Below are 17,204 nucleotides of genomic sequence, written 5' to 3'. Positions count from 1 at the left end.
TCCTCCGCGCAGCGGTCCCTTCGTCTATCGGTTAGGACGTCAGGTTTTCAACCTGAAAAGAGGGGTTCGACTCCCCTAGGGACTGCCACGCGGAGCCTTCTTTCTCCCCGACATCGACAGCTGTGATTCACCCGTCAGGGTGCGTTTTCGTGTGTGTGACGCGACGGCGAAGTCTTTGTTCGGAAAGTTGAAAAAGAGGCTTGCGTCATCCAATAGGGGCGTCTAATAGACCGCTCCTCCGCGCAGCGGTCCCTTCGTCTATCGGTTAGGACGTCAGGTTTTCAACCTGAAAAGAGGGGTTCGACTCCCCTAGGGACTGCCACGCGGAGCTATCCCCCTAAATCGTGAGTTGCTGTTACCCGTTCAGCGGGGAGGCGTGCTTTTGTCGATTGTCGGGCTTAAAATAGTCATTTTTGTTTTTCCGAGGTTCGCAGAACCGTGTTAATCGTAATCCCTGCGCGCTTTGCAGGCGGGGGTTGTGAGTTGTCGGACTACGACGAGATGGAAGCACCGGACATCGTTCTGATCGCCGGTACGGTGAAATGGTTCGATCCGGGAAAGGGCTACGGCTTCATCGTGCCTGATGAGCCGGACCTGACCGAGTTGAAGGACGTGCTGCTGCACGTCAGCAGTCTGCGGGATGGCGGGCATGAAGCCGCCGCCGAAGGGGCCGCCATCACCTGCGAGTGCGCGCGGCGCGCCAAGGGCTGGCAGGTCGTGCGCGTGATCGACCTGGGGCAGGGGGCGCCAACGCCGGCGCGGCGGGAGATCGCCCGCACCGCCCCGTCGACCCGTCCTGTCTTCGATGCGCCAGCGGACGGCCCCATGGAGGCTGCGGTCGTCAAATGGTTCAATCGCACCAAGGGCTATGGATTCGTGGTGCGCGACGGCGCGGCCGGCGATATCTTCGTCCACGTTGAAACGCTGCGGCGCTGCGGGCTGGATGATCTGGTGCCCGGCGACGCGGTGCAGGTGCGGTTCGCCGACGGGCCCAAGGGCCTGGTGGTGGCCGCGATCAGGCCGGGCGAATAGGTTTCGCCCTTTGAGGGGCGAAGTCATGGGGTTCTCGCGTCGTATTCTGCTGGCGGGCGCGCTGTGTGCGGCGGGCCTGGTCTCGGCCTGTGCGCCCAAGGGGCCGGTGGATGCGGCCGGGCGACCGCTGGAGCCGCTGAGCATCGTCACCGCCTCGGGCGAGCACAGGTTCATGGTCGAGATCGCTGACGACGAGGCCGAGCGCGAACGCGGCCTGATGTATCGTCCGCCGCTGGAAGACGACCGTGGGATGCTGTTCCAGTTCCCGGCGGCGACCGAGCAGAGCTTCTGGATGAAGAACACGCCCAGCTCGCTGGACATCATCTACATCGACCCCCAGGGCCGGATTGTCTCGATCGCCAGCCACGCCACACCCTATTCGCAGACGCCTCTGCCGTCGAACGGCGCGGCCAACGGCGTGCTGGAGCTGCGTGCGGGCCGGGTCGACGAGATCGGCGCCAAGCCCGGCGACCAGGTTCGGCACAGCTTCTTTCGCCCGTAATCCAGATTAAGGCGTTGAATGCGTTGCGGTGTCGCGCCCGGCGTGTCATGAGGGCGCTCCATCGGTTCGGGGTGTAGCGCAGCCTGGTAGCGCATCTGGTTTGGGACCAGAGGGTCGGAGGTTCGAATCCTCTCGCCCCGACCATGGATTTAGCCCGTTTGGGCTGGATGAGTTTTACACTCGTCCAAACGGCGGAAGTGCTGCCTTTCGATCGGCTCCCTTGATCGACATTCGCCTTTGGTCCCTAAAGCAGACCCTGCGAACGTCGCCTAAGGGTGGAAAGCCGAGCTAGTCCATGCCGGGGTTGTCTGCGTCTGGAGCCTTCTCAAGGCGATCTTTCGCAACGCGCTTTTCGATCCGCGTCATATGATAATCCATCGTTGTGAGCGGTCGTACAACGTGTCCTCGACGTGTCAGCGATGCGGAAACTCTCCACGCAGCTATGATGAACGCACACAACGCCAACGCGGTAAAGATCTCGGCAAGCTTGGGCTCAATCATGGCGCGACCATCACACTCGATAGAAATCCTGTCCAGTTGGACAGCAGCGTCGGCTTATGGTCGTGAGCGCAGTTCGCCTAAGGGTGGGAAGCAGGCTTATGCCAGCCGTGCCGAAAGTGACGCCCCCTCCGCGCGCCAATCGGATACACGATCCATGAAGTAGCGCACTGCGTCCTCGACCTCCGAGGTCGGTGAGGTCGGCATTTCAATGATGAATTCATAAGGCGGCTCGATGCCGTTGATGTCGCCGACGACGAAGGAATCTCGCAGAGCATTGTAGTTACGCCCATGCCACGCGGGAGCCCGGACGCCAGACAAAACGCCTTCAATGAAGTCGGCTTCTGTCCGCCAGTTCGATCCATCGAGCGTGATTTCCATGCACAGAAGCTCTCATACGCGGAGCAACGTCCGCAACGGGTCGTGAGCCGAAGTTCGCTGAAGGGTGGAAAACGGATATTGGTTCAGGCCTCGCCCCATGTAACGGGTCCCCAAGGCTGGCTGTCAGCCCAGGCCTTCGCCTCATCGATCGTTTCGTATCCCGGCGACCCTAGAACGTAATAGAAGACACCATCTGGTCCCGGTAACTTGGGCGGCGGAGGCGGGGGCATTTCGTAATTGTGCTGAAGCCGCACATGCTCCATCTCTTCGAGATAGTCGGCATGATCACGGTCGAAGTTTCGCTTCATAACGCTGACGGGCATATGCACAGTCCCGTCGTAAAGCCAAAATCCGCCTAGAACCGCTTCACCGTCATAGTCGTCAATGGCCATGACCTGACCCTATTTCGGCTTGTTTGATGGACGGTCGGGGTTGCCGCCGCGGTCAATGGCGCCGCCCTTGTCGCGGTCCCGTTCAGTGGCCGTGACCTCTCGAGAGTCGTGGCTGCCAGCCTGGCGTTCACCGGGTTTGGGCGTGCCCAGTTCGCGTCCGTAGTTGTAGCCGCCCGGGTCGGCCTTGTCGTTCGCGCGGGTGTTGGCGGGCTTGTTCGAACCCGCCGGGTCGCGGCCTGAAGCGCCGCCGCCCTCGCGGCCGCCGCCGCTCCAGTTTCCGGCAGGCTCCCGGCCCCCGGCGGGCTCACGGCCGCCGCCTTCGTGGCCGGCGATGAGATTGACCTCGTTCGCCGGAGCGCGATTGCATGCGGCTGCGGTTCCAGCCAGCGCCGCCAGAAGCGCCAGTGTCGCTGTGCGGTTCATTGGTTTGCCCCTGTTGAACGGTAAGGCTGTTGTTCAGAGGCACTTTGGCGGCAGATATTCAGAATATCAATGTTGCGCGAATGGCGCGCCCGATCACCCCGACCATACCTCGCGGCCTTCTTTCCAGGTGCTGGTGACCTTGATGTCCGCCAGCTTGTCGCGGTCGATGGTCATCGGGTTCTCGGCCAGGATGACCATGTCGGCCAGCTTGCCGACGGTCAGGGAGCCTTTCCGGTCGTCCTCATAGTGTTGCCAGGCGGCCCAGAGTGTCATGGCCTTGAGCGCGACGTCGACGGGGACGCATTCGTCGGGGCCGAGGATGTCGCCCGAGCGGGTGCGGCGGGTGACGGTGGCGGACAGCACGCGCATGGCGTCGGGATTGGCCACCGGCGCGTCGTGGTGGCTGGTGAAGCGCATCCCGCGCCGCACGACCGAGGCGCAGGGCGAGATGAACTCGGCCCGACGCGGTCCCAGCACCGAGTCCCGGTGGAAGTCGCCCCAGTAGAAGGTGTGCATGGGGAAGAGGGACGGCACGATGCCCAGGGTCTTCAACTGGTCGAGCTGGTCCAGGCGGACGGTCTGGCCGTGGATCATGACCGGACGGCGGTCCTTGGCGCCGTGGCGGCGGGTGGCGTCGCTCACGGCGCCGATCAGCAGGTCGATGGCGGCGTCGCCATTGGCGTGGACCTCGATCTGCCAGTCGTTCCTGAAGGCCAGCTCGATGGCGTCCAGTGCCTGTTGCTCGGTCACCGCCGGATAGCCGCGATAGGAGGCGGGCTTGCCTTCAGGCGGAATGTAGTAGGGCTGGGACAGCCAGGCGGTCTTGCCCTGGGGCGAGCCGTCCAGCGTCAGCTTGACCCCGCCGATGCGGAACTTGCCGACGTAGTTCTTTCGATAGAGCGACGTCGCCATGATGTCGGTCGAGGTCAGGATGTCGGGGAAGGACAGGATGTCGATCGGCAGTTCGCCACGCTCGGCCAACTGGGCGACCATCCGGCAGCCGTCGGAGGATGAACGGCCGTCCTGGGCCGTGGTGTAGCCGAAGCTGGAATAGAAGCGCGCGCCTTCGCGCAGCATCTCCATGTTGGCCTGAACGTCGAGGCGCGTGAACAGGGCGCCCATGACGGCGAAGAGGGCGGTTTCCTCCATGACCCCGTTGGGCTCCTGCGAGCCGTCCTCGCGGCGGAAGGCGCCGCCGTCGGGGTTGGGCGTAGAGGCGGTGATCCCGGCGGCTTTCAGGGCCGCGCTGTTGGCCACGCCCAGGTGGCCGGACTGATGCAGGAAGAGGATCGGCACGCTGTCGGAGATGGCGTCCAGATCGGTCCGCGTGGGGTGGCGGCGCTCCTTCAGCTGGGAGTCGTCATAGCCGAAACCGATGACCAGCTGGGTGTCGCGAACCAACTGCTCATGGGCGTTCATCCAGTCGCGGGTGATGCGTTGCAGGGCCGGGATGTCGTTTCCCTCGCCATCGGGCGCCGGCAGCAGGTTGGCGTAGCGGGCCTGCAGCCCGACCATGGAGACGTGGCCGTGCGGATCGAAGAAACCCGGCAACAGGGTGCGGCCGTCCAGATTGACCATCTGGGCGCCTCGGCCGACCGCCGCGCGGGCGGCGTCCAGCGAACCGACGGCGACGATGACGCCGTTGCGTACGGCCACGGCCTCGGCGGTCGGCATGGCGTCGTCGATGGTCAGGATCGGGCCGCCGGTGAAGATCATGGCGGATGAGGCGCGCGACTGGGCCATGGCGGGGCGGCCTCCGATCAGGGCGGCGCCGGCCAGGGCGCCGGCGCCGGCCAGCAGGCTGCGGCGGTCGGTCGGCGGTGCAAGCAGGGTCATGGACGCCTCGTTGGGTTCAGTAGTTTGCGATCAGATTGACGTAGGCGCCGGCCCAGACGGGGGCGTCGTCAACAATGGATTTGATGCCGGCGCCTGGCACGGAGACGGAAAAGCCCGTCGTCAGGTACAGGTTGGCTGATATCGCCCGGAAGTATTCGACGTAGAGGTCGTCGGACAGGTGGTGGCGGGTGACGCCGGTGATGGGCGAGTTGATGCCGTTCTGAACCGTGACCCGCGTGGCCTGGCCGAACTGGATGGGACTGCGCAACTGGTCGGCCTCGATCCGGTGCAGACGCGCCGTGAAGGTGTCCTGCTGCGTCGGCGCGACGCTGACCGCCACCTGCCACGAGTTTACGTTGGAGTTGATGAAGACCATCGACGACTTGGTGCCCGTCGACCAGGCGGAGGGGTTGCCCTCGTAGTAGAGGGGATCGAACCGCTCCAGCCGGTCGGTGTTTGGATCGTCGCCGGAGAAGGTCTGATAGCCTAGGGTGAAGGTCGGCTTCCAGCGATGCTCGGCCAGGGTGTAGCCGACCTGGGCGCGGCCCGCCCAGGCACGCATGTCGATGCGGTCGTTGCGCTCGAACGCCAGATCCGCGGCCATGAAGGCGTTGGGCAGGCCTGCGATCGGGGCGCGGGTATAGATGTTCATGAACTGCAGCCCGTCGCGCGCGCCGGGAATGATGGAGGGTACGCCGATCCCGTTGGGCGGCGCCTTGGGGTAGGGGGACTCCGACTCGATCACCTTGCCCGCAGTCACGCCGATCAGGGCGTTCGGGTTGGAGTCATAGCGGAAGTCCACGCCCGCCAGCCGGTTGTGGCTGTCGTTGTCCGGGGACTCGTTGGGATCGAGGTAGAAGGCCGTGCCCTTGAACTTGCCGTGGGTGATCGAGCCCAGGCCGGCGAAGCTCCAGGCCTTGCGCGGCCCCAGCTTGAGGGCGCCGCGCGAAAAGCCGCTGGAGCCGCCGGCCTCGATCAGCATCCCCGTGCCCGCCTTGAAGACGCGTGGGCCGACGGACAGGTCGAAGGTGCTCTCATCGGCCTTGTAGCGCCAGCCGAGGTAGCCTTCCTCCAACGTCACCCGACCGGTGTCGCCAGCGTCGAAGGCGTCGGTGCCGATGGTCATGGAGCCTACGGCGGACAGCCCGCCATAGAAGGTCGCCCGCTCGCTCATCCGGCGCTCGAACGTCAAACCCGGTTTGACATAGGCCTCGAACCATTCGGCGTTGGGGTCGAAGTCCGTGACGCCGGCCACCGTCTCGGCGAAGCGCCAGAAGAGGTTGTGTTCGGCGACCAGATTGCCGCCCGCCTGCAGATGGGCTCGCAGGGTGGTCCCGTCCTTGTCGTAGAGGACCATGCGGTCGTCGCTGGCAGAATCTTGTCCGCTTTCCTGAGCGGCAAGCGCGGGCGAAGCGACCAGGGTGAGGCTCGCGGCAAGGACCGGGAAGCCGGAGCGTATGCGCATGCGTCGGTCCTCTACTCGGGCGGCAGGTCCCAGAGAGGCAACGCGAGACCAAGCTCGGCAGTTCCGCTATGCGGCAAAAAGGTGGCGTCAGGTCGATGCGTAACCGCCGTTCAGGGCGTAGCTGAAGCCGATCGGCAGGGCGGCGCGGAACAGGGTGAAGAAGGCGGCCAGTTCGCCGAGGGTCGAGCGCGGCACGAAGATGATGTCGCCGCGGTGCAGGGTCACGACCTCGGCCCGGCGCGGACGCAGGTCGATGGGACGCATCATGCGAACGCCGCCGGGACCGCGACGGATCAGCGCGGCCTGGCTGGACCTGGCGGAAGGCAGGAAACCGCCGGCCATGATGACGGCCTGATAGGCGTCGATATCGCCGGGCATGTCGAACACGCCCGGATTGCGGACCTCGCCGTCGACCCAGACCTTGAGCGGGCCAGCCAGGCGCAGGGTGACTTCGACCTCGGGACGGCGCAGCTGGGCGGCGTAGCCTTGGGCGATGTCGGCCTCCAGCTCGGCCAGGGTGCGGTCCGCCGCCATGACATGGCCCAGCAGGGGCAGGGAGACGCGGCCGTCGGGGCCGATCTTGAGCTGACGGGTCAGTTCGGTCGCGGTAGGCAGGGCCACCTCGATCTCGTCGCCGGGGAAGAGCAGGTATTCGGGCGCCACGTCGGTCCACGGCGCGAAGGCCAGATCGGCGGGAAGAGACACGCCGGGCGGGGGCGTTTCGGCGCGACCGCTGGCGCAGCCCGCCAGGCCGGCGGCCAGGCCCATCAGGATAAGGCGGCGGTCAGGGATCATGAGGGCGGGAACAGCTATCGTTTTTGAATGAAGGTGAAGCTGGACCCTTATGGGTAACGCCCGGTTAACGTGGGTCATTCAAGGGTAGCGGCTGAAAGATTCCTGGAATGGATTTCCCCGGCTCATGCGTTTGGCCTCTCGTGCAGCAGCTCGACCGCGATACGGCGTCCTCGACGTCGTGGCGCTGCTGTTCCGCGAGCTGTGGGTCATGGTGCTGGTCTTCGCCATCCTGTTCGCCCTGGGCGCGGCGGCGGTTCTAACGCTGAAGAAGACCTATACCGCCGGCGCCAGCCTGTTCGTCGGCGTGGGCCAGGAATACGTCTATCAGCCGCGCGTGGGAGCCACCGATCGGGCCTCGCCGCCGACCGCCGCCGAGGTGGCCCAGTCGGAAGCAGCCATCCTGAACAGCGCCGAGGTCAAGCGTCGCGTCGTGCGCGCCATGGGCGTCGAGAGCTTCCAGGACGGCAAGCCGTCCAAGGCCAGCCCGGCCAAGCAGGAAGAAAATGCGGTGCGCGCCGTGGCCACTGGCCTGGAGGTGGTGGTGACCCCGCTGAGCCCCGTGATCGGCCTGCGTTACGAAAGCGACGATCCCGCCCTGTCGGCGCGGGTGCTGAACACGGTCATCGAGCAATACCTGACCTATCGCCGCGAGGTCTTCCAGGACCGCGCCACGCCGGCCATCCAGAGCCAGCGTCGGGCCTTCGAGGACGAGCTGGCCACGGCGGATCAGGCCTATGAAGAGTTCTTGCGGACCAACAATATCGGCGACTTCGCCACCGCCAAGGCGACGCTGGCGGCCACCTATCAGTCGATCTTCGCCGAGCGGATGGCGGTTCAGGCGCAACTGAACCAGGCGGCGCAGCGGCTGGCGACCCTGGCGGGCCAGCAGGGCCGCACCCCGGTCGAGATCGCCCTGCAGCAGGACCTGAACATTTCGGCGCAGGACCAGATCCTGCAACTTCGCACCCAGCGCGAGGACCTGCTGAGCCGCTATCAGCCTGACGCCCAGCCGGTGCGTGAGATCGAGACCCGCATCGCCCAGTTGCAAGCCTATGTCGGCACCGGCACGGCGGTCGGCGCCAAGGAGGTCCGCACGGGGCCGAATCCGGTCTGGGTTGAGCTGGAGACCACGCGGATCAACGCCCAGGCCGAGCGCGACGCACTGGCCGCGCGTCTGGCGGTGCTGGATCGTCAGGTGACTGACCTGCGGGCGCGTCAGGCACGGCTGACCGAGCTGGAATCGCGCAACGCCACCCTGGCCGGCAATCGCGAGGTTCTGACCGCCTCGATCCGCGAGTTCCAGCAGCGCGAGACCCAGAGCCGCGCCGACAACGAACTGGTCAAGGCGGGCGCCGACAACGTCACGGTGATCGAACGCGCCCAGCCGCCGTCCAAGGGCAAGAGCCTGAAGGCGCCGCTGATGATCGCGGCCTTCCTGTTCGCCGGCTTCACCGCCCTGTGCGTCGGGTTGCTGCGGGTCTTCCTGCGGCGCGGCTTCTCGCTGCCGGCGACGGCCAGCCGCACCTTGCAGATGCCGGTGCTGGCCGTGGCGCCGATGAAAGCGGGCTGAGCCTCTTGGATGCGCCGGCCCATGCTAGGCTGATGCGTCAATGGTGAGCGCGTAACCGATTCGATGGTCGATCTGACGACGGAAATGGCGGGACTGTGGGCGGCGCTGGGGCCAGCGCCGGCTCATCGCGGCCGCGTCATCCAGTTCGCCTCTGCTACGACCGGGGATGGGGTCTCGACCGTGGCGCGCGAATACGCACGTCTGGCCGCCGTGCGGGCGCGCAAGCCGGTCTGGCTGATTGACGGCGACCTGACCCAGCAGGGGCAGATGGACGCTATCGTTTCAGAGCCTGAGCGGTTCGGGCGACTGGCGGCGCCGGTTCAGGCCTCGCCCGACGGTTCGGCCTTCTATGCCGTGACGCCGCCGATGCGGGGGCGTGATGGTCTGCCGGTCAAGCCGGCGCGTCTGATGACCGCCCGGGCCTGTCTGGGTGGGCGGCTGTTCGTCACGCGGTTCCATACCGAACTGCTGCGCGCCGGTCAGCGGGTCGAGCCGGTGGGCGAGGCGCGTTACTGGACGGCTCTGCGAGCTCATGCGGATACGGTGGTGATCGACACGCCCGCCGCTGACCGCAGCGACATGGCCATCACCCTGGCGCCCTTTGTCGACGCCACCATTCTGGTGGTCGCCGCCGAGACGACGGCGGCCAGCGAACCGGTGGCCCTGCGCGACGAGATCGACGCCGTGGGCGGGCGTATCGCCGGCGTGGTGATGAACCGCTCGACCTGGGCGCCGCCGCCGATGCTGAAGCGGCTGGTCGGCTAGGCCTTCTGGCGTTCCAGTCGCGCCACTTCGCGCGCGCCGTAAAAATGCGGCTCGAACCCCTTCATCCAGCAGAGTTTTCCCAGGCCGCGCGCCGCGCGATCCAGCATCTCCGCACGCCTGGGATCGCGGATCAGGATCAGGGGCAGGGCGGCCAGGGTCCAGACCGCCGTCTGGGCTGCGCCGATGACCATCCAGCGCGCGACGGCGGGCCAGTTGCGGGCGGCGGCGGCGGTCTGGCTGGGGCCCTGGCCATAGGCGAAGGCGCGGGTCAGGGCGTAGCGAAGGGTGGAGCGATGCGGCGGGGCGAATTCGTCAACCCAGGCGTCTGCGGCCCAGCCGAAGCGGCCGCCGCGCGCAGCCAGAGCGGCGAACAGGGCGTCGTCCTCGCCGCCTGACTGATCGGCCGAGGTGTTGAATGGCGCGGCGCCGGGCAGGGCGACAGCGCGCACCAGCAGGGCGTTGCCGCAGCCGTAGGGATGGTCGATGATCTGGGTCTGTTCGGGCCCCTCACGACCGAAGAAGCGTTCCAGATAGGCGGTGGTCCAGCCGGTTCCCTCAGGCACGCGGCCGCGGATAGGGCCGAAGACGGCGTCGGCGCCGGTGGCGGCTTGTCCCGTAAGCAGAGCCGCCAGCCAGCCCGGCGAGGCGGCTTCGTCGTCGTCGAGGAAGGCGATCAGGGGGGCTGCGGTGGCAGCCAGGCCTTCGTTGCGGGCGGTGGCCACGCCCGGGCGCGGGACGTGAAGCCAGATCAGGGGTGCGGGCGACAGGTGGCGCAGGCGGTCCACGGTTTCGCGCGAACTGGCCGCCGGGTCGTTGTCGACGACGACGATCTCGCGCAGGCGGTCGGCGACGCCGGTCTGGCCGAACAGCGAGCGCAGCGCGCGCTCCAGACTGTCGGGGCGGCGCAGGGTGGGGACGATGACGGCGACGTCCGAGGCAGAGGATCGGGGCAGGGTCATATCGCCTCGGCATAGAGGGCGGCGCGGTAGAGGCGCAGGCTGAAAGCGCGCAAGGCCACGGGCAGGGCGGGCAGGAGCGCGGCCCGCTTGAACAGGGGGCGCACGGCTTTCAGGCCCGGAACGCGCTTCAGCTTTTTCGCCACACGATAGCTGGGGTAGGCGGCGACGAAGTCGGGGTGGCGGGCCACGACGCGGGCGAAGTTGGGGGCCGACTGCTCGTACTTGGCGGCCAGGGTCTCGACGGTGTCCAGGCCCATGTGGGTGGCGGGGTTGTCCAGATGGACGACTTCGAAACGGCGTGAGACGCGCATGGCCCACTCCACGTCCTCCCAGCCCCAGCCGGAAAAGCCGGGGTCGAAGGCCTCCGAGTCGAAGACGTCGCGGCGCACCAGCAGGTTGGAGGTGAAGACGTGCTTCTCGGGCTGCAAGGCACGCTGATCGCGGGGGAGGCAGTCGGAGCGGGCGGCCATCCGGCGATGGACGGCGAAACGGGCCTCGTCGGGGGCCTGCAACAGGGAGAAGCCGCCAAAGGCGACGGCTGGCGCCTGGTCGCGGGCCAATGCGGCCCAGGTTTGCAAGAAGCGGTCGTGATCGGGCCGCATATCGCTGTCGAGGAACAGCAGGCTGGCTCCCCGCGCGGCGGAGGCCAGGCGGTTGCGTCCGATGGAGCGGCCTTCATTGGCGCTGAGGGTGATGAGACGAACGGGCAGGCTCTGAGTGTCGATCTGTTCGCCCAGACGGGCCGTCAGGGCGGTGTCGGCGGTGCCGTCGTCCAGCAGGATCACCTCGACCTGACCGTTCAGGGCGCCGGCCTCACGCTCGAGCAGGGTCAGCAAGGGCGACGGGTCATCGCGCAGGAAGGGGATCAGGACGGAGAGGGCGGGTCGCGCCTCGGGCCAGCCGGCGTTGTCAAGAAGTCGGGCCGAGAGGTTCATGCGACGGCTCTGCGGGCGCGAATGACGGCCGTCAGGCGCTGGCCAAGCTGGCGCACCCCGCCGGCGTTCAGGGCCCAGGCGCAGGCGCCGTAGACCGCCGCGCCGACCGAGGCGTCCAGCATCAGTTCCGGGAAGCCGCCGATCGGGGGCAGTATCCAGACGACCAGGGTCATGACGGCGGCGGCGAGGCTGCATCGGATCAGGGCGTCCCATGGAATCGGCAACGGCAGGATGCGGCGCCCCACGGCGATCGACGCCAGCAGTCCAATGGCGAAGCTGGCTGCAGTGGCCCAGGCCGCGCCGACGACGCCGAAGCGCGGGATCAGCAAAAGATTGAACGCGACGTTGGAAAAGGCCGGGACGCCCATGGACAGCAACAGCCAGCCGGTCCGTCGTCCCAGATAGAAGGCCTGATTGAAATAATAGACGGTCACGCCTGACAGGAAGGCTGACAAGGCGATCCAGGGGGACACCAGAATCGCCGCCTCTCGCAGATCCTCGCCGATCATGAATTCGGACAGGGGACGCGCGACCAGCGCCACACCCACGGCCGCAGGCAGGCCGATGAGCACCAGGGTTGAGGCCTGTTCACGCGCCGCGACGACCAGTTGCTCGCGTCCGCCGCGCTCCAGCGCCATGATCAGGGCTGGAGTACCGGCGGCTCCCAACCAGATGAACAGGACGTCGAGCGTCCGGTTCGCGATGCTGTAGCTGGCGTGATAGGCGCCGACCGCAGCTTCGTCGAGAAAGAGGGCCAGCAAGAAACGGTCGGTCGAGGCTAGCACCACGGCCAGGCCCAGCGAGGCCGCGATTGGATAGCCGTAGACGGCGTAGGTCTTGAGGCGCTGGACGTCGACGACGCCCTGACGCGCCTCACGCAACTCGCCTGGCAGGAAGAAGGGCATGGCCATCAGGGGCGCGATCAGCAGGCCCGCCAGAGGTGAGGCCCCGCCCGCGCCGGCCAGGGCGAAAGCCGCGCCGACGACGAATCCGGCGACGCCGTTCCATATGTCGAGGGTAGCCGCCTTGCGGACCTCGCCCGACGCCCGGTAGCGTTCCTGCGCCAGCTTGGAGAAGCAGCGCACCGGAATGCCGATCAGGGCCACGGCCAGGGGGAAGCGGAACGCATCCGGCATGGGCCACAGCCAGACCGCCAATCCGACGATCGGCAGGAACAGGCCCGTCAGGATGAAGGCGGTGCGGTACAGGCTGGCGAAATGACTGGCCATGTCGGCGCCTTCTCGCTGGGCGGCCCAGAACCGCGCCATGGCGGCCTCCAGCCAGCTGAAGCTCGCGACATGGGCCAGGGTCATGACCGACAGGGCCAGGGCGTAGCGCCCATAGTCCTCGGCGCTCAGCAGACGGGTGAAGACGATAATCGTCAGAAAGCCGATCACGCCCTGCAGAACATTGGCCGGCAGATAGCCCAGTACGCCACGCCAGAACATCAGCGCACCGATATCCGGTCGCCCAGCAGGACAGGGATGGTGACGGCGATCACCCACAGGTCCAGCCAGAAGGACTGACGCTCGATATAGTCGATGTCCAGCTGGACCCGGCGGCGAACCTCGGCGGCGGTGTGCATGGGGCCGCGAGATCCCTTGATAGCGGCCCAACCCGTCATGCCGGGCTTGATGCGATGGCGATGGGCGTAGTCGGCGACCAGGCGGGCGGACTCGGTCTCGCCGGTCTTCATGCCGATGGCGTGTGGACGGGGGCCGACCAGGGACATCTCGCCGCGCAGAACGTTCAGCAACTGAGGCAGTTCGTCCAGGCTGCTGACGCGCAGGAATCGGCCAATGCGGGTGATGCGGTCGTCATCGGCCGTGACCTGACGGGCGGCGGTCGCGTCGGCGCTTTCGTGACGCATGGTGCGGAACTTCCACACCACGATCTCTTCCTGATTGAAGCCGTGGCGGCGCTGACGGAACAGGGCCGGGCCCGGGCTGTCCAGCCTCACCAGGGCCGCGATCAGCAGCAGGACCGGCGACAGCAGCAGCAGGCCCGCAGAGGCGAGGGCCATGTCCTGCAGCCGTTTGTTGAAGGCGCGTCGATCAGGATCGGCAGGCCCCTCCAGCGGCGCCAGCGGAGCCTGGGCCAGGTTTTCGAGTGCGGCGTTGCGCTGTTCGGCGGCCTTGGGGTCGACCAGCAAGGTCAGAGGGATCGGCAGGGCGCCAAGGCGTGCCGTCAGGTCACGCACGCGCGCCTCGGCCTTGGGGTCGATGGCCAGGACGATGCGGTCGATATAGGGCGTCAGCCTGTGATTCAGCAGGGCGTCGGCCTCGCCCAGGACCGGCACGCCCTCGACGGCGTCGGGCGAGCGCGCGAGACGGTCATCGAAGACACCGAGCACATTGAGGTCGCGACGCTGTAGCGCCTCCAGGATCAGCCGCTGAGCATAGCGGGTGGCGCCGACCACGGCGATATTGGGGGTCAGGACGCCGCTTCTGCGCCAGTCCGCGACCAGCAGACTCCAGGCTGTGTGCAGGGCCAGCAGCAGCGCCAGGGTCGCGCCGCCCCATCGAGCATAGGAGAGCCAGTGCGTCGCGGCGCCATGCAAGGCGAAGCCGAGAATTGCCGTCAGTACCCCCCCCGCCGCCACGGCGCCGGCGACGCAAGCCAGGTGCCGCGCCAGGCCGTGGCCCTTCTTGAAGCGATAAAGGCCCAATGAGCGCATCAGGCACAGGATCGCCAGAGCGCCGATGCCGAACGGCGCCGTGTCCGCCAGGCGAGCGGACATCAGGCTGCCGGGGATCAGGCCCGCGACAGCGACCGCCGCAACGGCGCCGACGCCAACAATGTCGAAGCCGCGGAAATAGAAGACGCGCAGCCGGGTGGCGTTTCTCTGGCGGGTGTTCAACCAGACATCGGGACGAAACGGCCCCCGGCGCGGGTGAGGGGATGCTGAAGCCGAATCAAGTCCGACGGCGACCGAGCGACGGCCCTGTTGCGTTTCGACGCGTGGGTCGTCCGCTGGAGAAAAAAGGGTGTCGACGGACGTCATAAGGCGATTTTGAACGTTTCTGAGGCTCGGATAGCCCTGTTTTTGTCGCACGGGGCCTATCTATGGCGCGTTAACGCGATAGTTTGCAGTTCTCCCGTTGCGCAGCGCCGCGGGACTCGCTATCCACGCCGCCTGCTGGAGACGTGGCCGAGTGGCTGAAGGCAACGGTTTGCTAAATCGTCGTACCCTGTAAGGGGTACCGAGGGTTCGAATCCCTCCGTCTCCGCCAGATCTTTTCAGAAAATCATCGACTTACCCCCAGGGGGCGCCAGTGCTGCGTTTCCGGTTGGGGCGTCGCCATGGGGCGATCTTGTCGCAACGCATGAGGGGTGTCGGAAGGCGGCCATCCGCGCCGCTTGGGCGCTGTAAAATCTTGTAAACGCAATAAATGGGCGTAGATTTGTGCGCGAAGCGGCTCTTGCCGCCCTGATCTTGGGCGCGAGAACGTTGAAAATACGCGGAACACTATGTGAATGACTGCCTTTGTTCATGGGGCGCTGTAAGTCGCTCCTTTGTCATGGTAGTTATATTATACAACGCCAGTTAAGGGGGCTATATGAACGACGCGGACTCAGGGATCGACTTCCTCAGCATGACGACCGACATCGTCGCGGCTTACGTCAGCAACAACAAAATTGATGCTGCGGCTCTGCCGGGGATGATCTCGGCTATTCATGCCGCCTTGACGGCGACAAGCGCACCGATCGTGGAAGAAGTGGTCGAGACTATTGCGCGTCCGACGGCGGCGCAAATCCGCAAGTCGATTACTGATGACTTCCTGATCTCTTTCGAGGACGGCAAGCAGTACAAGTCGATGAAGCGGTCGCTGGCCATCAAGGGGCTGACGCCGGCCGAGTATCGCGAGAAGTGGGGCCTGCCCGCCGACTATCCGATGGTGGCGCCGGCCTATGCGGCGGCGCGGTCGGCCATGGCCAAGTCGATGGGTCTGGGCGCCGGGGGCCGCAAGCCCGCCTCCGCGGCGCCCGCCAAGCGCGGGCGACCCGCGAAAACTACGGGGTAAGGATCAAGGGCCGGTCGCAAGACCGGCCCTTTTGCCTTTCAGGCTGGGGCCTGAACAGGCTGGCGAACCATCGTCATTTTTCCTCTTGCTGCCTTCGCAATTGCAATAAATAGTTCGCAACTGCGAAACGCATGAGGGGATACACGCATGACGCAGTTCAAACACAGCTTACCGGGGCTTCTGGCCCTGCTTTGTCTAACCGGGGGTCTATTCGCCGTCGGTGCGGCGCTCGCGGCGCCGGACGCAGGCGTCGCCGTCAACATCGCTAGTGCTGCTGCAACAGCGTCGGAGCCTGCTCCGGCGCTGTTTTCACATCAGGTTCCGCTGGAGCTGGATGCGGCGGGCACAGCCTGGCTGGGGGCCTCCACCGCCCTGGTCCTGCTGATGACCCTGCCGGGGCTGGCGCTCTTCTACGGGGGCATGGTGCGCCGCAAAAACGTGATCGCCACCATCACCCAGTCGGTCGCTGCCTTTGCGGTGGTGTCGCTGACCTGGTTCATCGCCGGCTACACCATCGCCTTTGGCACGAACGGCGACGCCGGGCTCAATCAGTACGTCGGCAGCCTGGACGCCCTGTTCCTGAACGGGGTGACGGTGGACACGGCGCACAGCCTGTTGCCGGGCATTCCAGAGTTCCTCTGGGTCTCGTTCCAGTTGACCTTCGCCATCATCACGCCGGCGCTAATCACCGGGGCCTTCGCCGAGCGGCTGAAGTACTCGGGCATGCTGCTGTTCACGGCCCTGTGGTCGCTGATCGTCTACGCTCCCATCGCCCACTGGGTCTGGGGCGGCGGCTTCCTGGGCACGCAAGGGGTTCTGGACTTCGCCGGCGGTGCGGTGGTGCACGTCAACTCGGGCGTGGCGGGACTTGTCTGCGCCCTGTTCCTTGGGCCGAGGAAAGGGTACGGCGTCGAGCCCATTACGGCGCACAACCCGGTGCTGACCATGATCGGCGCCTCGCTGCTTCTGGTCGGCTGGATCGGCTTCAACGCCGGTTCGGCAGGCGCGGCCAACGGCCTGATGGGGGCGGCCCTGATCAACACCCTGCTTGCGGCGGCTGCGGCCTCGCTGGCCTGGAAGTTCGTCGAGGTGGTTTACAAGAAGAAGTGGTCGCTGATCGGCGTCCTGTCGGGCGTGGTCGCGGGCCTGGTCGCCATTACGCCGGCGGCGGGCTTCGTCGACCCCAAGGGGGCGGTCGTCATCGGCCTGATCGCCGGTCCGGCTTGCTATGTCTCGTCGGTCTGGCTGAAGAAGTTGCTCAAGTATGACGACAGCCTGGACGCCTTCGGCCTTCATGGTGCGGGGGGGCTGGTCGGCGCCCTGCTGACGGGCGTCTTCGCCTCGACAGCGATCAACGGCCTGTCGGCAGGGGCCAATGTCGGGGTTCAGGCTCTGGGGCTGGTCTGGACCATCCTGTGGAGCGCGGTCGGCACGCTGATCATCCTGCTGATCTGCAAATACACCACGGGCCTGCGCGTCACCGATGCGCAGGAAGAGGACGGCCTGGACGGACACCTGCACGGCGAAGTGCTGGACGGCGTCTAGGCTGAGGGGCGGGACGCGGCGCCTCCCTGCCGCGTCCCATGCCCTGAGATCCTGTTTCGAGAACCAAGGCCCGGCCGCGCT

The 17,204-nt window shown here is 66.4% G+C and carries 16 protein-coding genes and 4 tRNA genes; 10 read left to right on the top strand and 10 right to left on the bottom strand.

Annotated features, from left to right (window positions below):
* Positions 1-13: 13 nt before the first annotated feature.
* The 5 genes from ACIQTU_RS10570 to ACIQTU_RS10550 all read left to right on the top strand — a co-directional run bounded on the left by ACIQTU_RS10570 (position 14) and on the right by ACIQTU_RS10550 (position 1,678).
* Positions 14-88: transfer RNA gene (locus ACIQTU_RS10570), tRNA-Glu, on the top strand.
* A 159-nt stretch (positions 89-247) separates the two neighbouring features.
* A tRNA-Glu gene (locus ACIQTU_RS10565) sits at positions 248-322 on the top strand.
* 161 nt (positions 323-483) lie between these two features.
* Positions 484-1,032, top strand: a complete 549-nt coding sequence (locus ACIQTU_RS10560) for a cold-shock protein (protein WP_400546348.1) — start codon at positions 484-486, stop codon at positions 1,030-1,032.
* Between the two features lie 25 nt (positions 1,033-1,057).
* Entirely contained in the window at positions 1,058-1,534 is a 477-nt protein-coding gene (locus tag ACIQTU_RS10555) for a DUF192 domain-containing protein (RefSeq protein ID WP_400546345.1), read from the top strand.
* A gap of 67 nt (positions 1,535-1,601) precedes the next feature.
* Positions 1,602-1,678 (top strand) — tRNA-Pro (locus ACIQTU_RS10550).
* 453 nt (positions 1,679-2,131) lie between these two features.
* On the opposite strand, the gene ACIQTU_RS10545 is transcribed toward ACIQTU_RS10550, so the two are convergent.
* From ACIQTU_RS10545 to ACIQTU_RS10520, 6 genes are all read right to left on the bottom strand, one after another.
* The gene (locus ACIQTU_RS10545) at positions 2,132-2,413 is read right to left on the bottom strand and encodes a barstar family protein (protein WP_400546341.1); all 282 of its coding nucleotides are present in this window, start codon (positions 2,411-2,413) and stop codon (positions 2,132-2,134) included.
* Positions 2,414-2,496: 83 nt separating this feature from the next.
* Positions 2,497-2,805, bottom strand: coding sequence for a hypothetical protein (locus tag ACIQTU_RS10540; RefSeq protein WP_400546338.1), 309 nt, complete (start codon positions 2,803-2,805; stop codon positions 2,497-2,499).
* Between the two features lie 9 nt (positions 2,806-2,814).
* Positions 2,815-3,228 carry a hypothetical protein gene (locus ACIQTU_RS10535; RefSeq protein ID WP_400546335.1) on the bottom strand — a complete coding sequence of 138 codons (414 nt, stop codon included), beginning with the start codon at positions 3,226-3,228 and terminating at the stop codon, positions 2,815-2,817.
* A 93-nt stretch (positions 3,229-3,321) separates the two neighbouring features.
* Positions 3,322-5,064: an amidohydrolase gene (locus ACIQTU_RS10530; RefSeq protein WP_400546332.1), complete on the bottom strand. Its 1,743-nt coding sequence runs from the start codon at positions 5,062-5,064 to the stop codon at positions 3,322-3,324.
* A 16-nt stretch (positions 5,065-5,080) separates the two neighbouring features.
* Positions 5,081-6,529, bottom strand: coding sequence for an alginate export family protein (locus ACIQTU_RS10525; protein ID WP_400546329.1), 1,449 nt, complete (start codon positions 6,527-6,529; stop codon positions 5,081-5,083).
* An 87-nt stretch (positions 6,530-6,616) separates the two neighbouring features.
* Positions 6,617-7,324, bottom strand: a complete 708-nt coding sequence (locus ACIQTU_RS10520) for a polysaccharide biosynthesis/export family protein (RefSeq protein WP_400546326.1) — start codon at positions 7,322-7,324, stop codon at positions 6,617-6,619.
* A 124-nt stretch (positions 7,325-7,448) separates the two neighbouring features.
* Between ACIQTU_RS10520 and ACIQTU_RS10515 the strand changes: the two genes are divergently transcribed.
* Complete coding sequence (locus ACIQTU_RS10515) at positions 7,449-8,894, top strand: GumC family protein (protein ID WP_400546323.1); 1,446 nt, start codon at positions 7,449-7,451, stop codon at positions 8,892-8,894.
* 63 nt (positions 8,895-8,957) lie between these two features.
* Positions 8,958-9,659, top strand: a complete 702-nt coding sequence (locus ACIQTU_RS10510; protein ID WP_400546321.1) for a hfsB — start codon at positions 8,958-8,960, stop codon at positions 9,657-9,659.
* Here the strand turns inward: ACIQTU_RS10510 and ACIQTU_RS10505 are convergent.
* Genes ACIQTU_RS10505 through ACIQTU_RS10490 form a run of 4 tightly spaced genes read right to left on the bottom strand, consistent with a single transcriptional unit; the run spans position 9,656 to position 14,413 of the window.
* Positions 9,656-10,618, bottom strand: a complete 963-nt coding sequence (locus tag ACIQTU_RS10505) for a glycosyltransferase family 2 protein (RefSeq protein WP_400546318.1) — start codon at positions 10,616-10,618, stop codon at positions 9,656-9,658. The two genes, ACIQTU_RS10510 and ACIQTU_RS10505, sit on opposite strands and share 4 nt — an antisense overlap.
* Positions 10,615-11,553, bottom strand: a complete 939-nt coding sequence (locus tag ACIQTU_RS10500; protein WP_400546315.1) for a glycosyltransferase family 2 protein — start codon at positions 11,551-11,553, stop codon at positions 10,615-10,617. Before ACIQTU_RS10500 ends, ACIQTU_RS10505 begins: the two co-directional genes overlap by 4 nt.
* Positions 11,550-13,001 (bottom strand): polysaccharide biosynthesis C-terminal domain-containing protein, encoded by a 1,452-nt coding sequence (locus tag ACIQTU_RS10495; RefSeq protein WP_400546312.1) that lies wholly within the window; start codon positions 12,999-13,001, stop codon positions 11,550-11,552. Before ACIQTU_RS10495 ends, ACIQTU_RS10500 begins: the two co-directional genes overlap by 4 nt.
* A complete protein-coding gene (locus tag ACIQTU_RS10490; RefSeq protein ID WP_400546309.1) occupies positions 13,001-14,413 on the bottom strand; it encodes an exopolysaccharide biosynthesis polyprenyl glycosylphosphotransferase in 1,413 nt (470 codons plus the stop codon). The genes ACIQTU_RS10495 and ACIQTU_RS10490 overlap by 1 nt, the downstream gene beginning before the upstream one ends.
* A 281-nt stretch (positions 14,414-14,694) precedes the next feature.
* Here ACIQTU_RS10490 and ACIQTU_RS10485 point away from each other — a divergent pair.
* The 3 genes from ACIQTU_RS10485 (at position 14,695) to ACIQTU_RS10475 (ending at position 17,123) form a co-directional block, all read left to right on the top strand.
* A tRNA-Ser gene (locus ACIQTU_RS10485) sits at positions 14,695-14,786 on the top strand.
* 327 nt (positions 14,787-15,113) lie between these two features.
* Positions 15,114-15,578 (top strand): MucR family transcriptional regulator, encoded by a 465-nt coding sequence (locus ACIQTU_RS10480; RefSeq protein ID WP_400546306.1) that lies wholly within the window; start codon positions 15,114-15,116, stop codon positions 15,576-15,578.
* A gap of 147 nt (positions 15,579-15,725) precedes the next feature.
* Entirely contained in the window at positions 15,726-17,123 is a 1,398-nt protein-coding gene (locus tag ACIQTU_RS10475; protein ID WP_400546303.1) for an ammonium transporter, read from the top strand.
* Positions 17,124-17,204: the final 81 nt, after the last annotated feature.

The organism is Brevundimonas sp. NPDC090276, from assembly GCF_044772165.1.
Classification (GTDB): domain Bacteria; phylum Pseudomonadota; class Alphaproteobacteria; order Caulobacterales; family Caulobacteraceae; genus Brevundimonas.
This window is presented reverse-complemented; position numbering and strand designations above follow the sequence as displayed.

What these genes read in the sequence shown, in the direction of transcription:
- ACIQTU_RS10555 (WP_400546345.1), top strand. Translation starts at nt 1,058, where the DNA reads ATGGGGTTCTCGCGTCGTATTCTGCTGGCGGGCGCGCTGTGTGCGGCG.
- ACIQTU_RS10500 (WP_400546315.1), bottom strand. Translation starts at nt 11,553, where the DNA reads ATGAACCTCTCGGCCCGACTTCTTGACAACGCCGGCTGGCCCGAGGCG.
- ACIQTU_RS10520 (WP_400546326.1), bottom strand. Translation starts at nt 7,324, where the DNA reads ATGATCCCTGACCGCCGCCTTATCCTGATGGGCCTGGCCGCCGGCCTG.
- ACIQTU_RS10530 (WP_400546332.1), bottom strand. Translation starts at nt 5,064, where the DNA reads ATGACCCTGCTTGCACCGCCGACCGACCGCCGCAGCCTGCTGGCCGGC.
- ACIQTU_RS10495 (WP_400546312.1), bottom strand. Translation starts at nt 13,001, where the DNA reads ATGTTCTGGCGTGGCGTACTGGGCTATCTGCCGGCCAATGTTCTGCAG.
- ACIQTU_RS10510 (WP_400546321.1), top strand. Translation starts at nt 8,958, where the DNA reads ATGGTCGATCTGACGACGGAAATGGCGGGACTGTGGGCGGCGCTGGGG.
- ACIQTU_RS10505 (WP_400546318.1), bottom strand. Translation starts at nt 10,618, where the DNA reads ATGACCCTGCCCCGATCCTCTGCCTCGGACGTCGCCGTCATCGTCCCC.
- ACIQTU_RS10480 (WP_400546306.1), top strand. Translation starts at nt 15,114, where the DNA reads ATGAACGACGCGGACTCAGGGATCGACTTCCTCAGCATGACGACCGAC.
- ACIQTU_RS10540 (WP_400546338.1), bottom strand. Translation starts at nt 2,805, where the DNA reads ATGGCCATTGACGACTATGACGGTGAAGCGGTTCTAGGCGGATTTTGG.
- ACIQTU_RS10535 (WP_400546335.1), bottom strand. Translation starts at nt 3,228, where the DNA reads ATGAACCGCACAGCGACACTGGCGCTTCTGGCGGCGCTGGCTGGAACC.
- ACIQTU_RS10475 (WP_400546303.1), top strand. Translation starts at nt 15,726, where the DNA reads ATGACGCAGTTCAAACACAGCTTACCGGGGCTTCTGGCCCTGCTTTGT.
- ACIQTU_RS10515 (WP_400546323.1), top strand. Translation starts at nt 7,449, where the DNA reads ATGCGTTTGGCCTCTCGTGCAGCAGCTCGACCGCGATACGGCGTCCTC.
- ACIQTU_RS10525 (WP_400546329.1), bottom strand. Translation starts at nt 6,529, where the DNA reads ATGCGCATACGCTCCGGCTTCCCGGTCCTTGCCGCGAGCCTCACCCTG.
- ACIQTU_RS10545 (WP_400546341.1), bottom strand. Translation starts at nt 2,413, where the DNA reads ATGGAAATCACGCTCGATGGATCGAACTGGCGGACAGAAGCCGACTTC.